This window comes from Acetobacter fabarum, assembly GCF_040702925.2.
Classification (GTDB): Bacteria; Pseudomonadota; Alphaproteobacteria; order Acetobacterales; family Acetobacteraceae; genus Acetobacter; species Acetobacter fabarum_B.
Genome location: NZ_JBFCXX020000001.1, coordinates 102,936 through 121,838 on the forward strand (window position 1 = coordinate 102,936; position 18,903 = coordinate 121,838).

The window sequence follows — 18,903 nt, forward strand, 5'->3', positions numbered from 1 at the left end:
CTCTTATGGCCCGTGTATGAAAAAACGCCCTGTTCGCACCTTATCAGGGATAGGGCGCGAGCAGGGCGTTCATGTATCGGCGGCACACAGGCCGTTTTGGCCTGCGGTATCTGGGCGTAATGGGTGCTGTCAGTCTTTCTTGGTGTTTTCGGCCCTGTCGGTCAGGCCGGGAACTTCCACATCAATTTCCAGCACGGAACACTGCGCGCCCCGGTCCATTTTAATCTGAACCTTGTCCTGATCGACCGCCACATGCCGCTTGATCACTTCCATGATCTCGCGGTGCAGCTTGGCAAGCAGGTCATCCCTGCCATCACCAACAGCAATACGCTCGTGCGCCAGCAGAATCTGTAGCCGGTCGCGTGCAACCGGCGCCGAGGAGCGGCGCTTGAAAATGCTGGAGAGGAATGTCATGCGACTCTCCGTTTGAACAGCCAGTCAAACAGGCCCTTGCGTTCTGTGGGAATGGTGACTTCCACCTTCTCTCCCATCAGGCGGCGAGCGGCTTCGGTATAAGCACGGGCTGGCGCGCTATCCGGTTCTGCAATGGTGACGGGCGCGCCCACGTTGGACGCCTTGAGCACGTCCGGACTTTCGGGGATAATGCCAAGCAGCGGGATGGACAGAATTTCCAGCACATCGTCCGTGCCCAGCATGTCGCCACGAGCGGCGCGCTGCGGGTCGTAGCGGGTGATCAGGAGGAACTTCTCCATTTTCTCACCAGCTTTGGCTTTTTCCGTCGTGCTGTCCAGCATGCCGATAATGCGGTCACTGTCACGCACGGAGGAAACTTCGGGGTTGGTCACAATCACGGCCATGTCGGCGTGGTGCATGGCCATTTGCGCGCCGCGCTCAATGCCTGCGGGGCTGTCACAGATTACCCAGTCAAACTTTTTGCTCAGGTCGGCAATAACCTTGGCCACACCTTCTGGCGTCAGGGCGTCCTTGTCGCGCGTCTGGGACGCGGGGAGGAGGGAGAGCGTATCAATCCGCTTATCCTTGATCAGGGCCTGAGCAAGGTTGGCATCCCCCTGAATCACGTTGATCAGGTCAAACACCACGCGACGTTCGGCCCCCATGACAAGGTCGAGGTTGCGCAGACCAACGTCAAAATCCACCAGAACCACGCTCTGGCCAGCTCTGGCCAATGCTGCCCCAAGAGCTGCGGTGGTGGTGGTCTTGCCGACACCCCCTTTGCCTGACGTGACGACCAGAACCTTTGCCATCAGTCTTCCTCTTCCTTATGCAAGCCGGTAAAGACGCGCGCTTTATGCCGCGGCCCAATCTTGGACAGACATTACAATCTGTGCGCGAAAATGAAACGTATAATATGACACTAATACGGCTTTTATAGCATGTTTTATTCAAACCCGCATCAGGGTAGGGGTTTGAATACCAGAGTTTCCCCCGCCAGCAAGACCTGAGTGGGTTTACTGGTGCATTTTGCGTCCATTTCTTCCGCCGTGGCGTAGAATCCATCTATGGCGACAAGTTCGGCGGCAAGGTTGCGGGTAAAAATCCGGGAGTCCGCATTGCCGCCAATGCCAGCTATGGCGCGGCCCCGCAGTGCGCCATAAATATGCACGGACCCGCCAGCCGTTACTTCAGCCCCCGAGGACACGGCCCCCAGAATAACCACATCCCCATCGGGCCAGATAATGTGCTGGCCGGAGCGTACGCTTTCTTCCACCACAAGGGTTGGGGCCAGCGTTGGGTTTTTTTCCCCTTCGGGGATGCTGACCGGACCAGAGGCACGGCCACCCATCGGGCTTTCCGGCCATGCCCAGTCGGCTACGGCGGGCCATGACCTGTCTCCCCCTTCTATACCCAGCACGCGGATGCCGCGTTCTTGCAGGGCCGGCAGGAGATGGGGCAGGTCGGGCGTATCCGCCCGCATGAGGCTGAGGTCCAGAATAACAGGTTTACCCGCAAAAAAACCCACTGCGCGCTGGATCTGGTGGTCCAGTGCGGCCAGCCAGTCCACCAGCGGTGTTTCCGGCGTGAGGGTCAGGGCCAGAAACGAACGCCCAGACATACGGATGCGCGAGGAGTTGGGATGTGTGCCGGACAACGAACAGATGCTCTCTCAAAAACAGGAATGCCAGTTAGCGTGTAGAATAACAGGGTCGTATTGCAACAGGGAAGTTTGTGTTGCGGGTTAGTTTTTGCCGCACAAAAGGAATATGTGGAAATTGATGGGCTTTGCCCGGTTTTCCCTCTGGCGTGGCTGCATGCAATGGCATAAAGCACTGAGGTATGCGTACCCTGTTCCATTTCCCCCTTTCTCCCGCCAGCCGCACGGTGCGTCTTGTGCTGGGTGAAAAACGTCTGCCGTTTGAAGCCATTGTTGAACGCCCGTGGGAAAAACGCCCCGAATTTCTGGCGCTCAACCCTGCGGGTGATGTGCCCGTTCTGGTGGAAGACAACGGATTGATCGTACCCGATGCGTACGTGATCAGTGAATATCTGGAAGAGGCGTATGCCGATATTCCCCTGCTGGGTCGCACACTGGCCGAGCGGGTGGAAGTGCGGCGTGTCGTGTCGTGGTTTGAAACGCAGTTCGCCCGTGAAGTTTCTGGCCGGTTTATTGATGAACGGGTGATGAAGCGCCTGAGCGGGCGCGGTAACCCCGATGGTGGTGCATTGCGCGAGGCCTATGCCTCCATGCGTCCGCTCATGAAATACGTGAACGATCTGGCCGAAAACAGGAGCTGGCTGGGGGGGCACTTTTTATCCCTTGCTGATTTTACAGCGGCTGCCCATCTGTCCTGCCTTGATTTTATTGGCGACATAGACTGGGCCAAGGTGCCCGCCGTGCGCGACTGGTACGCCAAGATGAAGTCCCGCCCGTGCTTTCGTCCCCTGCTGAACGACCGGGTCTCCGGCATTACGCCACCTGATTACTATACCAATCTGGATTTCTGACATTTTGACACAAAAAAACGTAACGCCGATGTTTGATGTTCTTGTCATCGGTGGGGGAGCGGCCGGGTTAATGGCCGCCCTGACGGCAGGCCAGCATGGCCGCAGCGTAGCAGTGCTGGAGCATGGGCCGGAAGTGGGGCGGAAAATCCTTATTTCTGGTGGTGGGCGGTGTAACTTTACCAACCAGACCATGCGGGCCGACCGGTTTTTGTCCGCCAACCCGCATTTTGTAAAATCTGCCATCAGCCGTTACCAGCCCAGCCATTTTCTGGACCTTCTGGCCAAACACCACATTGCCTGGCACGAGAAAAAACTCGGCCAGCTTTTTTGCGACAATTCCGCACATGATATTGTGCAGATGCTGCTGAACGAGTGTGCCGCGGCCCGTGTGCGGATACTGACTGATGTGCGGGTTTATGATGTCAGCAAGTCCGATGTCTTCCGGGTTCAGACCTCCCGGGGGGATATGAGCGCCCGTTCCGTGGTGCTGGCAACGGGTGGGCTGTCCATTCCCAAACTGGGGGCCAGCCGCTTTGCGTATGAAATGGCGCGGCAGTTTGGCCTTGCGGTCATTCAGCCCGAACCAGCCCTTGTTCCGCTGACCTTTGCTGGAGAGAGCGAGGAATGGGTGCGCTCACTGGCTGGGCTATCGCTCCCCGTGCGGGTCACATGTGGCAAAACCACGTTTGAGGAAGCTCTCCTGTTCACGCATCGGGGCATGTCTGGCCCGGCCTTGTTGCAGATTTCCTCCTACTGGTCGGCGGGGCAGCCTCTGTTTGTGGATTTTCTGCCGGGGCAGGATATTGCCGCCCTGCTCATGAAGCTGAAAAAGGAAGGTTCCAAAGCCAGGGGGGCCGGGGCACTGGCACGCTGGCTGCCGCAACGTCTGGCCCACGCCATGGTGGAACTGGGCGCGCCCGAGCGCACGCTGGCGGAATGGGCTGACCGGGACATCCGGCTTATGGCGCAGCGGGTCCATGGCATGGAGCTTAAACCGCAGGGGACGGAAGGCTTTGCCAAGGCCGAAGTCACGCGCGGAGGGGTGGATACCAAAGCCCTGTCGTCTCGTACCATGGAGGTGCAATCCGTGCCGGGACTGTATGTGGTGGGAGAAGCCGTGGACGTAACGGGCTGGCTGGGAGGCTACAACTTCCACTGGGCATGGGCCAGCGGCCACGCCGCGGGTGAAGTTGCGGGCGCGCTCTAGCCTGCTGCTGTCCCCCCGGCCCGCAAGGGAGCCGGGGTGTTTTTATTCTTCCTTTGTTTCTGCCGCCAGCTCCAGAGCGCGCGCATAGACCGTGCGTTTGGGCAGGCCCGCGGCTGCGGCTGCCAGTGCTGCGGCATCCTTGACCGAATGCGTGCCCAGCAGGGCGCGCAATGTGGTGTCCAGATCATCTGCGGAAGTTTCAACTTCCGGGGCCGGGCCGAGCAGTACGGTAATTTCGCCCCGCGGCGGGGTCTGGGCATAAAATGTGGCCAGTTCTTCTGCCGCGCCGCGCCTGACCTCCTCAAAGCGTTTGGTCAATTCCCGCGCTACGGCACAGGGGCGGTCGGGGCCGAATACGCAGGCCATGTCCGCCAGTGTTTCCGCCAGACGGTGGGGTGCTTCGTGCCAGATCAGCGTTGCACTCAGCCCTGCGCGTTCTGCCGCGTGCAGCCGGGCGAATGTTTCTTTCCGCGCGGCGGAGCGGGGGGGCGGAAAACCCACAAACATATACGGGTGGGGTGGCAGACCGGACAGGACAAGGGCCGTCAGCGCCGCGTTGGGGCCGGGGACAACGGTTACGGGAATATCGGCATCAATGGCGGCGCGCGTCAGCCTGAATCCGGGGTCCGAGAGCAGGGGCATGCCTGCGTCGGATACAAGGGCAATCTGTGCCCCTTCGCTTAAGCGGCGGATCAGGTTGGGTACGCGCTGGCGCTCATTATGTTCATGCAGGGCTTCTGTCCGGACAGAAATCCCCCGATCTGCCAGCAGGCGTGCTGTCATGCGGGTATCTTCACACAAAACCAGATCGGCCCGGGCCAGTGCCTCGGCCCCTCTGGGGCTGAAATCCCCCAGATTGCCAATAGGGGTCGCAACCAGCACAAGCCCACCTGAAAAACGCGCATGACTTGGCGCATGTCCTTCGGTATGCAAAGGTTCGATCCCATTGGAAGACGGTGCCTCGGACGGGGTATTGGTAGAGGATGATCTGGATGATGACGCGTGCATACTCGCTCCTGTCAGGGCTTTCCCGTCAAGGTCTGGCGGCAAACCGGGCATTGTGCAAGACCGGAGTGGCTGCCCTTGGCGTAACCGGGCTGATCCTTGCCGGATGCGCCGACCAGTCCGGGTCATCGGGGACAGGGGCAGGTAGGGGGGCTGTTACAGCGCCAGTTACGCAGGCCACCAGCCACAGGGTGGGGGTGCTGCTGCCGTTGAGTGGCACGAATGCAGCCCTTGGGCACGAACTGCTCGCCGGGGTGCAACTTGCCCTTGAGGGGGGGGGGCTACCCCCGGATATGCAGATGGATGTGCATGACACGGCAGCAATAGGGGGAGCAACCTCGGCCACGTCCGCCGCCTTGCAGGCCGGGGATGGTATTCTGCTTGGCCCGCTGACCAGTGGAGACACAGCAGTAGCGGCCCCGGCGGCACAGGCGGCAGGTATTCCCGTGCTGGCCTTTACCAGTGACATTACGCAGGGGCGTCCCGGTGTGTGGGTGATGGGCATTACCCCCGAGGAGCAGGTACAGCAGCTTGTTGCACAGGCCAAGCGGGATGGACGGCAGCATTTTGCCGCATTGCTGCCAGACAATGCACTGGGCCACGCTATGGGGAATGGTCTGGTCAGCGCCTGCCGTGATCAGGGTTTGGCTGCACCTGCCGTAGCTTACCATAACGGCACGGCGGACAGCATTACCCAGACACTACGCCAGCTATCCAGCTATGATGCGCGCGTTGCCGCAGTCAAGCAGGCCATGCCTGCAACTCCCGTGCCCGGCGCCACCACAACGAGTGGCAATCCCAGTGAAGTGACCGGACTGACCGAACTGCCAAAGGTTGCGCAGTTGCCTGCCAGTCTGGCGGCTGCCCTCGGGCAGGACCCCAACCAGCCACCGGCCCCCGTTGCCCAGCCGGGGCAGGCATCGAATGGTGCCGCGCCCCCTGTAGCCCCGGCGGGCCCGCAGATTACACTGGGTGCTCCGCCGTTTGACGCCCTGTTGCTGGCCGATACTGGGCTGGGGCTGAAAAACGTGCTGGATGCACTGGTTGTCACACAGGTTAATATGCCTGATGTCCGCATTATGGGGCCGGGGTTGTGGGCGTCTTTTGCCTCCAAGCTCGGGGCGATCAAGGGGGCGTGGTACGCGGCACCTGACCCCACTTCCCGTCAGGCTTTTGTCACGCGCTTTATGGCGCGTAATCACCACATGCCCAAGCCACTGGCTGATATGTCGTACGATGCGGCAACAGCAGCTCTGACCGTGGCCCGCAGCGGCGTGCCCGGCTATCCTGCTGAATCCCTGACGCGCCCCGGTGGTTTTGCCGGGGTGGATGGCACCTTTACCCTGTTGCCAGATGGGCGCGTACGCCGCGCTCTTGGGGTGTTTGAGGTTATTGGGAACGGGAGCGACGCCCGTATGGTCTCAACCCCGGTGCAGGCACGGACCGGAACGTCTGGCTAGACCGTTCCAGCCAGAGTAGAGCAAAAAAGGCGGTCCGGCATAGTGCGGACCGCTTTTTTTGCAGGCTGGCTCAGCGCCGCTGTGCGGCCATGTCTGCCAGTGCCTGCGCGACGCGTGCCATAACATCACCCCACTGGCGGGGTGTGGTCTGGCGGATAATGCGCAGGGTTGGGTACCATGGGGTATCCTCCCGTCCATGTAGCCAGCGCCAGCAGTTATCGTAGCGATCCATCAGCAGGACGGGTTTGCCCAGCGCCCCCGCCAGATGAACAACCGAGGTATCTACTGTTACCACCACGTCCAGCCCCATGATCAGGGCTGCCGTGTCATCCAGAGTGTGCAGGTTGTCTGTCGGGTCGTAGAGTACCATACCTTCTGGCGGGTCCATCATCTGTTCAGCGTAAGGGCCTTTTTGCAGGCTGATCAGGTTAATGCCCGGTATGGCCCCTAATGGGGCGAGGGTGTGCAGGCTCATGGAGCGCCTGCGGTCAATCATATGGGCAAAGTGGGAGGTCGGGCGCGGAGCACCTCCCCAGACCAGCCCCACATTCAGTTTGCCATTCATGGGCAAAAGCGGGGCCAGTGCCGCAACCTTGTGGCTGTTGGCCCGGAGATACGGTACGGGAGCACCCCATGGCTGCGACGTTGCGGCAAAAGCCCGTGGCAGGCTGATAAAAGGGCAATGCCAGTCATAGGCCGGGGTGGTGCCGCCAACCTGCACCGTGTGTACGCCCGTCATGTTGCGGCACAGCTCTGCCAGTGCTTCTGGCACCCACAGATGGATTATGGCGCCACGCTCGGCCAGTGGGCGAACATAGCGCATAAACATGAGCGTATCCCCCAGCCCTTCTTCATGCGTGATCAGGATACGCTGGCCGCTCAGGTCGGTGTCGGGGCCAAGGGTTGGCAAAAGGCGTTCCATGGGCAGGCTGGTATGCCCGGGGAGCTGGAAGCGCCATTCATGCTCGCGCCAGCCCTGAGCGTACTGGCCAGCCTTGAGCAAGGCGACAGAGTGGTTGACCCTGATCCGGGCATCCTGCGGGCGCAGGGCAAGAGCTTGGGCAAAATAGCTAAAAGACTGCTCCATGCGCCCCTGTGCTGCCAGAACGGAAGCAATATTGGCCAGAGTGGGCACATCGTTGGGGGTATGGGGCAGGCATGCCGTGAGGCATTGCAGGGCGGTGTCCAGTGCCCCGCTTTCGGTATACGCCATGGAGAGCAGGTTATGGGCAAGCATGTCCTGCGGGTGCGTGGTGGTTGCTTCTGTCAGCGTGGCTATGGCGGCTTCGAACTGGCCTGTCTGGACCAGCAGATCCCCCAGAGCCGTGTGTATGCGTGTGTCTGCCGGGGCTAGCCGGGTTGCCGCACGGCATACGGCAATGGCGGCATGGCGCTGGTCCAGAGCGGCCATGATCTCGCTCAGGTCCTGTAAGGGGTGCTGGCTGCTGGGGTTGCGCAGGCCTATGGTCGCCAGAATCTGGGCGGCTGCGTGGCTGTCTCCCTCCCCACACAGGCAGAAGGCATGCAGGATTAAGGCCTGCTCGTTCTGTTGCGCCACAAGGGGGGCCAGCAGGGCGCGTGGCTGGCTGAACTGGCCTGTCTGAATGGCCTGCATGGCGTGGCGCAGTGTTGTAAGTTCCGTGCCGGGTGTAGTGGAGGGCGGGCGCATGGTTGTGTTCCGCATGGTTTAGGGGGCGGGCGGTAAAAACACACGGTTTCTGGCGGGGTATAAAAAACCCGGCAGGGCTGTGCGCCATGCCGGGTTAGGGTCAACTGAAGAAGAAAAACGCGCTTTGGCCAAAAAGCTCAGGCGGCTTTCATGACCGCGGTCAGTTCTTCCAGAACCGCGTTGGGTTCTTTCTTTTCCAGCACGGCAACTTCCGCCACAAAACGCTCCTGTGCTGCTTCGAACAGTTTGCGTTCGCTAAAGCTGCCATCCAGACTGTCCACGTTGCGGCGCAGGTCACGCAGGACTTCGGCAATCTGCACCAGATCACCGGAGTTGATTTTTTCTTGATACGCAACGGCCCGGCGGGCCCACATGCCTTTACTGACATGCGGCTTGCCTTTGATAATGGACATGGCTTTGTCCACAATCTCGCGCGAGACAATTTTGCGCAGGCCAGACTTGCGGGCCTTGGAAAGCGGGATGCGCAAGGTCATCTGGTTGCCGGGGAAGGAAATCTGGATCACTTCCAGCTTGGTCCCGGCAATTTCGTCAATCCCGATCCGGTCTACACGCCCGACGCCGTGAGCGGCATAGACAATGGAATCCCCTTCCTGAAAAGGGTCTTCGTCTTTCACCTTGGTTTTGGCCTGGGCCGCAGTGGTGGCGGCAGCGGTGCGTGCCATTGCATCTGTCACGCCGCCTTTTGGAGGTGTTCTAAACGTGTTCATGGTTGGGACCTGTAGCATAAAATGCGCTGTTTGTCTGCAATATAAAGAATAGGGGCGGCAATGCTCTTATTGCTGGACGCCATTTTGTGTCTGTAGGGGAGCCGCGGTCTGGTCACCCGTGGGCTGGACCACATCAATTTCAATATTACGGGCCATGGTTGCCATGGGCAGCGCGTGCGGAGTGCCGGAAAAAGGATTTTGCAGGTCGTCTGCGCTCTTGTCCAGAATAAGGAACAGGCACCCCACAAGCGAGGACCCAAGAGGGGTAATCCATTCCAGCGTCTGCACCATGGAAAGAGGCAGGACAATACAGAAAATATTCACCAGTGCACGGGGCAGAACCGAAAACTGTATGGGCAGGGGAGTGTTGCGAATACGCTCCAGCCCGCCCTGTGCATTGGCGATGTCGGACAGGATGCGGTCAATCTGGCCATGGACCGCCCCGTCTATGCCCTTGCGTGTGACCTCCTCGCTGACACCCAGACCAATCTGGTAGAGAATGGCGTTGGGTTTATTGCGGTATGGCTCAATGGCCTTGAGCATTTTGGGGGGCAGCAGGCGCTCCACATCCGCGCTGGCATCAACCGGGCCAAGCGCCATGCGCAGGGCGTGGGGGTAGGCGGCAATAGCGTACATCAGGTCGGGCCGGTCGCCCAGCAATGTACCCGCCTGTCGGCCAAAGGAGCGGCAGTTATTGGTAATGGCGCCCCACAATGTGCGCCCTTCCCACCAGCGTGCATACGCGTTGTTGGAGCGAAAACCCATGAACAGCGCCAGCGCCGAACCGATAAGGGAGACCGGCAGGCTGGGCTGCTCCATCCATTCCTGATGGAAAATCTGAAAAAGAATGACAACAACCAGATCCCACGCAGCCATAAGCAGGATGACCATAAGGATTTCCCGCGTGATAATGCGTAAGCCGACCTTCTGGTCAACGATCATTCAACAATCTCCGGTTTCAGTGTCACAGGGCGGAATGCCCGGTGTCATTTTAACACACAATATCACGCGGGGTTGCCAGTGCGATGGTGGTTTGTGCATGCTGGGCAATGGTAAGCATGGGCATAAATGGCTGGCCAGATGAAAAAGGGCATGGATATGACGGAAGCAAATGGGCTGACACTGCTGGAAGAGCATCGGGCGCATGGCGGGCGCGTTATGTTTTATGAACATTCTTCCAGCGTGCTGGAGTTGCCCGCGCGCTTTGGCGTGTTTTTGCCGCCATCGGCAGAACAGGGTGGCAAAGTGCCGGTTGTATACGCTCTGGCCGGGCTGACCTGCACACAGGAGACTTTTCTGATCAAGGCGACCGCACTGGCTGAAGCCGCCCTGCTGGGTATTGCTCTGGTCACGCCGGATACCTCGCCGCGTGGCGCAGGCATAGAGGGTGAGGATACGGACTGGGACCTGGGAACAGGTGCGGGATTCTATCTGGATGCAACCCGGCAGCCCTGGGCGCAGCATTATCGGATGGGCAGTTACATAGCGCAGGAACTGCCTTTGCTGGTGGAAGCGGCCCTGCCGCTGGATGGCGCAAGGCGGGGGATTATGGGGCATTCCATGGGAGGGCATGGTGCGCTGGTGCATGGTTTGCAGGCCCCCCTGTTCTGGAAGTCCATTTCCGCCTTTGCGCCTGTTGTGCATCCTTCTGTGGTACCTTGGGGTAAAAAGGCGTTCTCCACCTATCTGGGGGCAGACCCTGCTGGCTGGCGCGCGCATGATGCCGTGTGCCTGCTGGAAGATGGTTATACCCATCCCGCTCCCATTCTGGTGGATACGGGGCTGGCAGACCAGTTCCTGCAGCGCGAACTCCAGCCCCAGCACCTTGTGGCCGCAGCGGAAAAAGCCGGGCAGGCCCTGATCTGCCGCGAGCATGAAGGATATGACCATTCCTACTGGTTTGTGCAGAGTTTTGTGGCCGACCACCTGCGCCATCATGCAGGGATTCTGGGGGTATGAGTTTCCTGCACCAGACCCTGTTGGTGCATGGCCCAGTCCGTCGCTGACGCTGCGCGCCAGACAGGGCCGGAGGGGGCGAGCGCCTATTTTGAGGAAGGTGGAGCCGCAGAGGCAGAGGTGGTTGAAGGGAGTGACGCTGAGGGGGGAGGAGGCTGTTACGACCACGGCAGGACGATGCATGTCGCAGACTGAGTTGGGCGCGATAAGATTCTAATGTGTGGCTTCATCAGTGTTCCTGCGCCCGCCCGGCTCAGGATTATATCGTCCGGCACCGACCTGCGGGATAGTGACCCGGTTTGGCGTTCCTGCTGCTTCGCTGAACGGCGTAGGAACAGGAGCGGCCAAAGTTTGCGGACCAGACAGGATATTCGGCCCGTGCTCTGGCATTACTGAGATGCCTTCAGCAACGGATAGAGTGATCCCGCAAGGAATATCTCCATCGTTCAACTGCTTGCAAAATGACTTTCGTCGAGAAGGCCGTGGGCATGTGCGCCGCGGCGAACGCGGAACGATGATCGTGAAAGCTTCTACTTATGTCCCTCAGAGTGAGCGCGAGCGCTCCGAGGGGAGTGAGGAAGACCCGCGTGCGGTACCCTTTGCTCGTGCTTCACTTCGCAACGACTTCACTTCAACATCACCAAAAAGATTTCTCCATATACTAATGGACAGGATACTGGTGACAGTGCGCCGGAAGGTAAAACAGCCGCGCAACATGGAAATACCGTTGCGACGGGTGCGCCCGATCCCGAGGGCAAAGAACCTTCAGGGAAAGACGAAAATTCGGATATAAATAAAAGAAAAGAAATAATAAGTGATTCTAAAATAGGAAAAACAACAAAAGGGAAAACTACTCAGTATGAAAGAGAAGGTGGATTCGATCAGGCGAATTCTGATTTCGATCAAATGGGGCTAAAAGATATAAAAATAAAAAATACAACGAGAGGCATATTGCGGGTTGGGAAAATGTCTGACGGGAAAATAGTTACTGTGCGCCCATTTGTTTCGGAAGGGCGGCCTACTTTGGAAATACGTAATCCGAGAAAGGAATAGAAATACGCTATGATTAATAAAATGGAAATACATAAAATTTTTGATTTCAAAAATTTATCTTTGTCGAAAGATATAATACGTAATAACGGTTTGTGTGGAATTGTAATTAGAGAATATCCAGGGTTAATACAATGTGAGTGGTTGGAGAACGCTTTCAGTGCATGCGGTAATAAAAAGGTATACTTTTTTACATTTGAGAAAAATGTAGATGGATTTGAAATAAAATTAATTAATTGCAGTAAGAGAGATATATTCTCACATATAACCGATAGTATTGGTCAAGACTTATGTATATTTTCTTATGATATATCAGGTATTTTTTTTAAGTTTGATGACTATTATATTATATGTGGGAAGAAAATATTTATTGAACGCGCATATCCCGTATCCTTTGAAACATCTAAAGAAGTATTCTTTTGTGATTTTGGTGAATTGTCTATTCGACAAAGAGAGTTACTTTCTTCAGTATGGGAGACCTATGCTTCAAATTCTTGCTATGGCATGTCGTCAGGTGGAGGGTTCGAAAAACCTTCTGGTTGATGTGCTTGGCTCGTGTTTTTAGGTTTTTGGCGATTTGATTGAAGATTTCTGGAGCTAATTTTCTCTCTGTGTTCTGGGCAGATATGGGAAGATCACCCGCTGGATAGCTACGCGCTCGCTTTTAACCTTTCGAGGAAGAGGAAGCGGCGCATGTTGTAGACGATGTTGGCTAGGGCATGTGTCCGTAACGGACCGTGCGTGACAGACTGAACTTCATATTGCGTGGCCAGCCACAAACTGTGTCTTTCAGTCAACCATCAGTCGCATAAAGGGCCGAACAACCAGTCGCTGAACTCCAATCTGTTCCTGTAAAAATGTACGTACGTCATGTGGAGACTCTGCTTTTCGGGATAGTATACGCTCATATTCCAGTAGAAATGTAATTGATGACACTACGTTTAGAAAAAATAAACAAAATATAAAGTATTTATAAAAATCAATATTTTAAGTTGATTTGAATGAAGTGACATTTTATGTATTTTTGTAAATTAATATAATTTTTAATTATTTTTGGGATTGTCTGTATTCTGTGTTTTTCAGAAAAGCGAGAGTACTGATATGATAACCTGGATTTTATCCAGAGCGACTGCGAAACTGTCTTTGCCCTTTGTGAACGGGTTCAGAACATTGTTGCTGGGAAGTGCGTTCGGTATTGTTGGATATGCCATGCCCGCATCGGCCCAGACAGATGCTTATGGCAATAAAACGCCAGATGCATCGAATACGGGTGCGAATTACCTCTATAACCAACAGAGTTTTCCATCGTCGGATAATGGGTACGTCAGAGCCGATCCTTCAGGAAATACGGCTTTCATTCCGGCAGGAGGTCTGGCTTTCCTTGAATCGTCATATACCGTTGGCAACAATTATGTAGGCCAGACCGTGTCCGCTAGTGGTGCGAACGGGTTGCTGAGCATGCCGATCAACCCGCCATCATCCACGCCGGAAGTTTCCCTTCTGGCGGGCAATTACATAACCCCGTCTTCAGTGACGTTGGAAATCGAGAACACTGCGCAAAATTCCTATGTGGTCCTGTACCAGAATTATGTATCCGGTGTACACATTACCAATGAAAACGCTGGCGTGATATATCTTGACGGAAATACGGCAGACGGGGTGGTGCTGCGCAACGATGAATCCAGAATGTATGTTCTGAATAATTCAGCGAATAGTGCGCATATAAGTAATGAATCTGGTAGTTTTATGAATTTTATCGGGAATAGTGCTAAAGGTACATCCGTCAATAATGATGCATCCAGCATGAATTTCTTGAACAATCTGGCTAATAGCGCCGTAATAGTCAATAGTAATGGCGGCGATATGGTTATGGAAGATAACACGGCCAACAATGCGATTGTGACGAACGAGACCGGAGGTATTCTGTATCTGACAGGTAATACGGCGACAGGGCTAACAATAGGCAACACGGGAGCAACCCTGACTGCTGAAAATAATATCCTGTCCAATGCGATAGTAGTCAATAACGGTTCCGCCAATATGGTACTGAACAATAATAACATTGATGGAACATCGCTGAACAATAACGATTCAAACGTGAGCGTTGTTAATAATACGATACAGAATTCAGATATGATCAATGCAAATGGTGCGACGATGGTCGTTTCCGGGTCATCGACCACAGGAACGAAGATCACGAATGGTTCTGCATCCGATTCATCAAACACCACAACACTGCTGAACAATACAGCCTCAGGCATGACCATAGAAAATTATGGAACAATGGGCCTGTATGGCAACAGTATTTCTGGCTCGACACTGACGGCGGCTGCGAATACCCAGACGACGATTGGTGACTGTTCCACAGGTATGGGCTGCACCAGTAATACGGGAAGCGTTATTCAGAATACAACATTTACCAATAACGGTACTTCTACCGTAACTGGTGGTGTGCAGCTTTCCGGCTCAACAATTATCAATAATGCGGCCCTTGATCTGTCCAATACGGCGCTCACGGGTGGTGGTGATCTTACCAATGCAGGCACCATCACCATGTCTGGCAACAATTCCGTAGAGTCCGACATGGACAATAACGGAACGGTCAATGTTGTAAGCGGAGTTTCCGCCCTCAGTGGCGCACTGGACGGGAATGGGGCGATGTCCATCACGGATGCATCCGTTCTGCTGTCTGGTAATGGCGCTTACACGGGAAGCATCTCGGTTCAGAATGGCGTTCTGAATGTTTCGGGCGCAATTCCCGACGCCACGGTTGACGCGCTAAGCGGCGGGACCATTCTGGGGAACGGCACGATCGGCACGACCACGCTTGGCTCAGGTTCCATTATTTCTCCCGTGGCGGGGGGAAGTATCGGCACATTGACCATCAACGGGAACCTTACGGTGGAAAATGGCGCGAAATATATTGCTGATGGCGGGGCAGGGACGGTCATAGGCACTGTCACGCTGCCTCTCCAGAACGCGCGCCTGAACAGCATGGCCAGCGATCTGGTGTCGGTTACGGGTTCCGTCAATCTGGAAGGGGGGGATGTTTCCTTCGCCTCTCTGTCCGGTAAGGTGGCGCCGGGGCAGGTGTATCGCCTGCTGACTGCCGGGAGCGGGATCAGCGGACAGTTTTCAGGCCTGACCACACCGTATGCTTTTCTTTCTCCCACACTGCTTTATTCCACCAATGCCGTGGATGTTCTGATGACCCGCAATATGCTGAGCTATTCCGCGGTGGCGACAACACGCAATCAATTTATGACCGGGGTTGGGGTGGACGGGCTGAGTGCAGGCCATGATGTGGCTCTGGCGCTCGACGGCCTGACGGAGGCTCAGGTCCGGCCCGCGCTGGATGGCCTGTCTGGAGAAGTGCATGCCTCGGCCCGCACGGCTCTTATTCAGGACAGTTTTTTTGTCAGGCAGTCCGCGCTGGACAGGCTGGATACGGCGGATTGTGACGGAAGCATTGCGGACTCAACCCTGCATACGGCGTCTTTGAAAACCGGGCGCAGGGGAGGAGAGTGTCTGGCTGACCAGCCCGTGATCTGGGGGGAAGCGTATGGCAGCCTTGGTCATAACAGCGGCAATGGCAATGCCGCGAACATGAATCATTCCACCGCCGGATTCATCATGGGCATGGATACGCTCGTGGCGCAGACATGGCGTGTAGGGGGGCTGTTTGGCTATGGTCGTTCCATGTTTGATGTGGGGGGTGGCCGTGGGTCATCGGGCCATAGCAACAATGTGACTGTGGGTGGATATGCGGGTACGCACTGGGGGGGCTCAATCTACGGCTTGGTGCTGCCTATACATGGAATATGCTGAGCATGACCCGCAATGTTACGGTTGCGAGTTTCGGGGACCATCTGTCCAGCGACTACCTTGGTGGCACGGCGCAGGCATTTGGCGAATTGGGTTACAAGTTCCATATCGGCCACGGTATGGTCGAACCCTTTGGCAATCTGGCGTATGTCAATCAGCAGACCAACAGATACAACGAACAGGGGGGTGCTGCCGCACTCCATGGCAGAGGGATGGATACGGGGGTGACATTCTCAACCTTCGGTATCAAAGCTTCTTCCCTGTTCCATGTGGGGAAACTTGCTCTGGTTCCCCATGGAACGCTCGCGTACCGGCATGCTTTTGGCCTGTCCACACCAACCGCGCATGAAATGTTCAGGCAGGCCCGTTATGGCGATATGGATATTGCCGGGGTTCCGCTGTCTGTTAACGCGGCGGTGGTTGACGCAGGGCTGACCGCAAAACTGACCGACAGGATTGATGTTGGCCTGTCCTATACAGGCCAGTACGGGAACCAGTCTGTTGATAGCGGGGCAAGGGCACAGGCGCGTTTCCGGTTCTGAGGGCCGGAGGCTGCTGGCGCGAAGGAGGACAAGCGTCTCTTTCGTGCCAGCGTTCGTTCTGTTTATCCGAAGCGGATAAAGGACGCGCCAGTCGCCTGCCCCGGATGGGCCTGTTGGTCGCCATCCTGTTGCAGGTCTTGGGGCGCACCTCAAGAAGAGGCGTACTGCTGCTTCCAGATGCGGAAAAACCGCGATGTCATCTCCCGCGGTCATCTTCATCGCCCGCAGCAGTTGACTGGATCAAGTGCAGGCAGGGCCGCATTTTTCAGACCTGAAGGGACGGGTTACGCTTCATGCCCGCCAGCGCGCCAAGCCACTTCATGTATTCCATGCCCATCAGGCGCAGGGTAGACACCCGCCACGGGTGGTCCATGGCAGGGGGCATGACGGGGTAAGGTGTCAGGGTGACATCGGGCAATGTGCGGCCGAGTTCGAGCATGGCGCGGCGCATATGGTAGCCTGCGGTAACAATAATCAGGCTGTTGATGTGGTGATCCGCAACCCACGCAGCCGTTTCGGTTGCGTTGCCAATGGTCGAACGCGCCTGATAACCCAGTGTAATGCGGGCGGCCATGTCCGGTGGGATGGAGGCGGGCAGTACCGCGCGCACCGATGTCTGTAAATCCACGCCGGAAATAAGCAGGCGCGCATCGGGGTTGCTGGCAAGCAGGTGGAGCGATGCTTCCACCCGCCCTGTGCCCCCGGTCAGGGCTACAATACCATCGGCATGCATGGTGGGGGCGGGGGGCTGGCGTGCATCATGGACAAACCAGACAAACCCGGCCAGCCAGCATCCGGCCACCAGCAGACAGGTTTTTCGCAGCAGGGGCAGGAACCGTCGGCTCAGGCGGGGCACGGGCATGGTGTTGCGCATTATGGGAGGCGGAGCAGCCACAGGCGCACCATGACCTGCGTTGTAAACCAGCAGATGAATGCCGCGACAAAAGGTAGAAGTGCCAGCGCGCACACCATGTCAGACGGGATGGTGTTTGCTAGTGCCTGCCAGTTCTGGGGCAGGAACTGTTCGGGGGTAGTCAGTGGAGCGCTGGCGAAGGGGGCTGCCATTTGCAGGAGCAGCAGCAGGGGCAGGCAGGCCATAAGGGTTCCGCTCAGCCCGCCACCAAAACCAAGGGTTGCGGTCCGCCATGCAAAGCGACCGGCAATATAACTGTCCGAGGCCCCAAGCCCGTGCAGGGTTTTGATAATATCCTTGCGCGTGGCAAGGCCGGTGCGCGTGGCAAGGCCGGTTATCATGGTGGCAATGCCGCCCACACTCAGCAGGGCCAGCCCTGCGCAGGCCAGCAGGCTGTTGGCCAGTGCCCGCAGGCGTTCGCCCCAGCGGGCGTTATGCTCCATGATGGTGCCGGGAACATGGGTGCTCAGTGCCTGCTCCAGTGTGGCAGGCACACTGGCGTCTGGTGGGAGTTTTACGCGGATAATGGCAGGCAGCGGCAGGGCGGAACTATCGGTTTCTCCCAGCCACGGTTCCAGCAGGCGAGCCAGTTCGGGTGGGGTCAACTGGTGTACTTCCGTGCCGTCTGGCAGGCTGGCAAGGTCTGCCAGAACGGCCTGCACACGGGTTGTGGTGGCACTGCCGCTACCTTGTGCGGCCAGCGGGGCATTTGCATCTGGCACCTGAATGGTGAGCAACTGGGCTGCCCCCCCCGACCAGCGGGCGGAAAGTGCCCGCGCGCCACTGGCCCCGGCCAGAGTGAGTGCCGCCAGAAAGCCCATCATGGCCACCAGCGCGAACAGGCTGCGATCGGGCAGGGCTTCGGAAAGGGAGAGGCCATCCTTACGGCCGGAAAAAGGCCGTGTCATGCCTGTGCATCTCCCTCTTCCACCAGCCGCCCACGTTCAAGGAACAGAAAAGGCCGCTCAAGCCTGCGCACCAGAGATTCGTTGTGGGTCGCCACAATAACCGTGGTGCCCATGGCGCTGAGTTCGGCAAACATGTCAAGCAGGCGGCAGGCCTGACTTTCCTCCAGCGCGTTTGTCGGTTCGTCCGCCAGAATAAGGCCGGGCCGGTGGATAATGGCGCGTGCAATGGCGGTGCGCTGCTGCTCCCCGCCCGAAAGCCGGGTGGCGGGGACATCCACGCGCTCGCCCAGTCCCACCCATTTGAGAATGGCGTGAACCTCGTCCTGAATTTCGTCCTCGGGGCGGTTTTGCAGGCGCAGGGGCAGGGCTACGTTATCGGCCACGGACAGGTCGGGCATGAGCTGGTAGTCCTGATGCACCATGCCGATTCTGTGGCGCAGGCGTACAAGGGCTGCACGCTTTTCGTCCTGTGCAACGGTTTTACCCAGAATGGTCATCTGCCCGTCGGTGGGCAGGTTTTCAAGATGCAGCAGGCTGAGCAGGCTGCTCTTGCCCGCCCCGGAAGACCCAAGCAGCCAGCGGAATCCACCCTGCGGCACAGCAAAGGACAGGTGCGCCAGAACAGGCCCGCTATCCCTTTTGCCCCGGCGCCAGGATACATTGTCCAGACGAATCATTTACCGCTTTCCGGGCAAAAAAGCATAAAAATAAGGCA

The 18,903-nt window shown here is 57.2% G+C and carries 17 protein-coding genes; 7 read left to right on the forward strand and 10 right to left on the reverse strand.

What is annotated here, in order from left to right; all coding sequences use genetic code 11:
* Positions 1–129: 129 nt before the first annotated feature.
* The 3 genes from minE to minC form a co-directional block, all read right to left on the reverse strand.
* Positions 130–414: a cell division topological specificity factor MinE gene (gene minE / locus AB2L51_RS00460; protein WP_395580648.1), complete on the reverse strand. Its 285-nt coding sequence runs from the start codon at positions 412–414 to the stop codon at positions 130–132.
* Positions 411–1,226: a septum site-determining protein MinD gene (gene minD / locus AB2L51_RS00465; protein ID WP_395580649.1), complete on the reverse strand. Its 816-nt coding sequence runs from the start codon at positions 1,224–1,226 to the stop codon at positions 411–413. The genes minE and minD overlap by 4 nt, the downstream gene beginning before the upstream one ends.
* 149 nt (positions 1,227–1,375) lie before the next feature.
* Complete coding sequence (gene minC / locus AB2L51_RS00470; protein WP_395580650.1) at positions 1,376–2,071, reverse strand: septum site-determining protein MinC; 696 nt, start codon at positions 2,069–2,071, stop codon at positions 1,376–1,378.
* A gap of 185 nt (positions 2,072–2,256) precedes the next feature.
* On the opposite strand from minC, the gene AB2L51_RS00475 reads away from it, so the two are divergent.
* Positions 2,257–2,925, forward strand: a complete 669-nt coding sequence (locus tag AB2L51_RS00475) for a glutathione S-transferase family protein (RefSeq protein WP_395580651.1) — start codon at positions 2,257–2,259, stop codon at positions 2,923–2,925.
* Positions 2,926–2,953: 28 nt separating this feature from the next.
* Positions 2,954–4,132, forward strand: coding sequence for a BaiN/RdsA family NAD(P)/FAD-dependent oxidoreductase (locus AB2L51_RS00480; protein WP_395580973.1), 1,179 nt, complete (start codon positions 2,954–2,956; stop codon positions 4,130–4,132).
* A 42-nt stretch (positions 4,133–4,174) separates the two neighbouring features.
* Here the strand turns inward: AB2L51_RS00480 and rsmI are convergent, their stop codons facing one another.
* Entirely contained in the window at positions 4,175–5,140 is a 966-nt protein-coding gene (gene rsmI, locus AB2L51_RS00485; protein ID WP_395580652.1) for a 16S rRNA (cytidine(1402)-2'-O)-methyltransferase, read from the reverse strand.
* Here rsmI and AB2L51_RS00490 point away from each other — a divergent pair.
* Positions 5,128–6,597, forward strand: a complete 1,470-nt coding sequence (locus AB2L51_RS00490) for a penicillin-binding protein activator (RefSeq protein WP_395580974.1) — start codon at positions 5,128–5,130, stop codon at positions 6,595–6,597. The two genes, rsmI and AB2L51_RS00490, sit on opposite strands and share 13 nt — an antisense overlap.
* Before the next feature lie 70 nt (positions 6,598–6,667).
* On the opposite strand, the gene AB2L51_RS00495 is transcribed toward AB2L51_RS00490, so the two are convergent.
* From AB2L51_RS00495 to AB2L51_RS00505, 3 genes are all read right to left on the reverse strand, one after another.
* Entirely contained in the window at positions 6,668–8,266 is a 1,599-nt protein-coding gene (locus AB2L51_RS00495) for a tetratricopeptide repeat protein (RefSeq protein ID WP_395580653.1), read from the reverse strand.
* Positions 8,267–8,403: 137 nt separating this feature from the next.
* Positions 8,404–8,994 carry a CarD family transcriptional regulator gene (locus AB2L51_RS00500; protein WP_086647188.1) on the reverse strand — a complete coding sequence of 197 codons (591 nt, stop codon included), beginning with the start codon at positions 8,992–8,994 and terminating at the stop codon, positions 8,404–8,406.
* Between the two features lie 66 nt (positions 8,995–9,060).
* Positions 9,061–9,936 carry a bestrophin family protein gene (locus AB2L51_RS00505; RefSeq protein ID WP_395580654.1) on the reverse strand — a complete coding sequence of 292 codons (876 nt, stop codon included), beginning with the start codon at positions 9,934–9,936 and terminating at the stop codon, positions 9,061–9,063.
* Positions 9,937–10,062: 126 nt separating this feature from the next.
* On the opposite strand from AB2L51_RS00505, the gene fghA reads away from it, so the two are divergent.
* The 4 genes from fghA to AB2L51_RS00525 all read left to right on the forward strand — a co-directional run bounded on the left by fghA (position 10,063) and on the right by AB2L51_RS00525 (position 16,367).
* Complete coding sequence (gene fghA / locus AB2L51_RS00510) at positions 10,063–10,953, forward strand: S-formylglutathione hydrolase (protein ID WP_400920311.1); 891 nt, start codon at positions 10,063–10,065, stop codon at positions 10,951–10,953.
* Positions 10,954–12,012: 1,059 nt separating this feature from the next.
* A complete protein-coding gene (locus AB2L51_RS00515) occupies positions 12,013–12,543 on the forward strand; it encodes a hypothetical protein (protein ID WP_395580656.1) in 531 nt (176 codons plus the stop codon).
* Between the two features lie 1,260 nt (positions 12,544–13,803).
* Positions 13,804–15,828, forward strand: a complete 2,025-nt coding sequence (locus tag AB2L51_RS00520; RefSeq protein WP_395580657.1) for an autotransporter outer membrane beta-barrel domain-containing protein — start codon at positions 13,804–13,806, stop codon at positions 15,826–15,828.
* Positions 15,822–16,367: an autotransporter outer membrane beta-barrel domain-containing protein gene (locus AB2L51_RS00525; protein ID WP_395580658.1), complete on the forward strand. Its 546-nt coding sequence runs from the start codon at positions 15,822–15,824 to the stop codon at positions 16,365–16,367. The genes AB2L51_RS00520 and AB2L51_RS00525 overlap by 7 nt, the downstream gene beginning before the upstream one ends.
* Positions 16,368–16,632: 265 nt before the next feature.
* Here AB2L51_RS00525 and AB2L51_RS00530 read toward each other — a convergent pair whose 3' ends face one another.
* The 3 genes from AB2L51_RS00530 to AB2L51_RS00540 are packed head-to-tail and all read right to left on the reverse strand — an operon-like array spanning position 16,633 to position 18,865.
* Positions 16,633–17,229, reverse strand: a complete 597-nt coding sequence (locus tag AB2L51_RS00530; RefSeq protein ID WP_400920314.1) for a YdcF family protein — start codon at positions 17,227–17,229, stop codon at positions 16,633–16,635.
* Positions 17,230–17,240: 11 nt separating this feature from the next.
* A complete protein-coding gene (locus tag AB2L51_RS00535; RefSeq protein ID WP_395580660.1) occupies positions 17,241–18,188 on the reverse strand; it encodes a cell division protein FtsX in 948 nt (315 codons plus the stop codon).
* Entirely contained in the window at positions 18,185–18,865 is a 681-nt protein-coding gene (locus tag AB2L51_RS00540) for a cell division ATP-binding protein FtsE (RefSeq protein ID WP_395580661.1), read from the reverse strand. Before AB2L51_RS00540 ends, AB2L51_RS00535 begins: the two co-directional genes overlap by 4 nt.
* Positions 18,866–18,903 lie beyond the last annotated feature (38 nt).